Source organism: Maritimimonas sp. 2210JD6-3 (assembly GCF_056591795.1).
In genome coordinates this window covers 1-1941 of the sequence record NZ_JBWQOJ010000079.1, presented here as the reverse complement: position 1 = coordinate 1941, position 1941 = coordinate 1, and the positions used below count along the sequence as shown (strand labels likewise).

The following is a 1941-nucleotide window of genomic DNA, read 5'->3' as shown; positions in this document are numbered from 1 at the left end:
CACAATTAACACGAACTCCAAAATTCAAATATGAATATTGAATATAAACCAAGAACTTTAAATTCAAATGAACTTCGTATTTTGAGGTACCTAAAAACTAAAGCGGAAAAAAATAAAGGAGGAAAAATAAAGTTTTATCATTTTTTAATTGCTGGTTTATTAGGTATTTGTTTAACTTATATCACATCAATAATTCCTGATAGTTTCTGGACTTTTCTTTTAGGAACACTTGCTGTTTTTTCATTTGCTTTTATTGTATTTACTCCTTATGAAATTTATAAGGCAAAAAAGCAATATAAAGAATTTTTAAACCTACTCAATTCATTAATTGAAAAAGGAACTATTGAAACTTGCAAAATTGAAAGTAGAGAAATTGCAATTGCTCCAGAATATGAGGACGAAAATGATATGTACATTATTAAACTGAATGAAAACGATGTGCTTTATATCTGGGATACTGAATATAAATTAAACAGGAATTTTCCTTGTCTAAAATTTGAAATTTATGGAAATGATTTTTTTAAGATAACTGGGAAACAAATAAATCCATTGAGCGAAAAAATATCTCCTATAAAAATTGACCGAAAAGCAAAATGGAATTTTATGAAGCAATATGGAATTTACGGACATTTAGAAATTGAAAAAAGTAATTTTGAGAAATTAATATTGAAATATAAAAACTGTGCCTAACACCGTATCCTATGAAAAGCACTAGCCCAGTTTTTCAAAGTTACTATTTATTATTTTAATTATCTCATATTGATGATTTTGGGGTGTTGAATTGTTGATAATTCCGATAGGATTATCAATACTTCAACACCTTATATAACTTGCTCCGCATCCTATTTGTGATACATCCTTATTAAGGTGTTCACCAGCATCTGTATGATTATAAGTTATAATAAGCCTAGCCACTTGCTATAAAAATGTGATACTAAATCTAGTTCACCCACGGTGTTTTGTGATATAGGCTTTTAATACTTCTCTTGTGAGCTTCGTTATGGTTTATTTTATTATTCTACAACACCAATGGTGTAAGGTGTCTCTGTTTTTATTACGGCTAAAGTTCTACTAAGCAACTTTCTTGCTACTTTAATGATGATACTCTTCACATTCTTTCCCTGATGTTTACGATAATACGACTGCATTACAGGGTCTGTACGTATAGCTTGCCATGAGGCCTCTATAAAATAGGAGCGTATCAAACGATGTGCTCTTGGGGTGATGCCCATGGTCTTACTATTAGCTCCACTCTGATAAACTCCTGGTGCCAATCCTACATAGCCTGATAAATGTTTTAGGTTATTAAACCGTCGCAAATCTCCCAATTCACTTAATATCCCACAGGCCACTATACCGCCTATTCCTGGGATACTCCGAAGTAAATAATAATCCTTCTTAAAATGCTTTCGACAATAAGCTCTTAACTCATTACTTACCAAACGTAAATCTGAATCTACAAATCGAAAATAACGTAGACGACTCTCTAAGCTTGACTTGGCTATAGGATACTGGAACTCCATAGCATCTAACCAATTACGGAAATTATGACTCCAATGGTCATTATCGTATTGCTCTGGTATCTTAATACCAAAATACAACAATTGCATCTTGATATAGCTCTTAATACGCCTAAAGTCTTTAACCAAATCATTTCGCCTTCTAAACAAACTACGTAAGGCTTCTCGATGCGTGTCGGGAACATGGATACTGGTTAATCGACCATCTTTTAACTCCCTACTTATCAACTGTGCATCAATACGGTCTGTCTTGGTGTAACGTTCCTTGCCTCTGCGATGAATATCCGCTGGATTTACAACCAATGATTCCCATCCGTAATTCTCGAAACTGCGATGGGCATAATAACCGCAACAACCAGCTTCATAAGCTACACTTACTACATGATTTTTGAAATGCTTATCTACATAAGCTTTCAATTGA

At 33.1% G+C, this 1941-nt stretch carries 2 protein-coding genes; one reads left to right on the top strand and one right to left on the bottom strand.

The genetic code is table 11. The features are described from left to right. Positions 1-30 precede the first annotated feature (30 nt). Positions 31-690, top strand: coding sequence for a hypothetical protein (locus AC1EUY_RS15975; protein ID WP_480196550.1), 660 nt, complete (start codon positions 31-33; stop codon positions 688-690). A 323-nt stretch (positions 691-1013) separates the two neighbouring features. Here AC1EUY_RS15975 and AC1EUY_RS15970 read toward each other — a convergent pair. Further along, on the bottom strand, positions 1014-1941 hold a 928-nt coding region (locus AC1EUY_RS15970; RefSeq protein WP_480196549.1), incomplete at its 5' end, for an IS110 family RNA-guided transposase.

Excerpts from the sequence above, each read along its gene's own strand:
- AC1EUY_RS15975 (WP_480196550.1), top strand. The coding sequence starts at position 31 with ATGAATATTGAATATAAACCAAGAACTTTAAATTCAAATGAACTTCGT.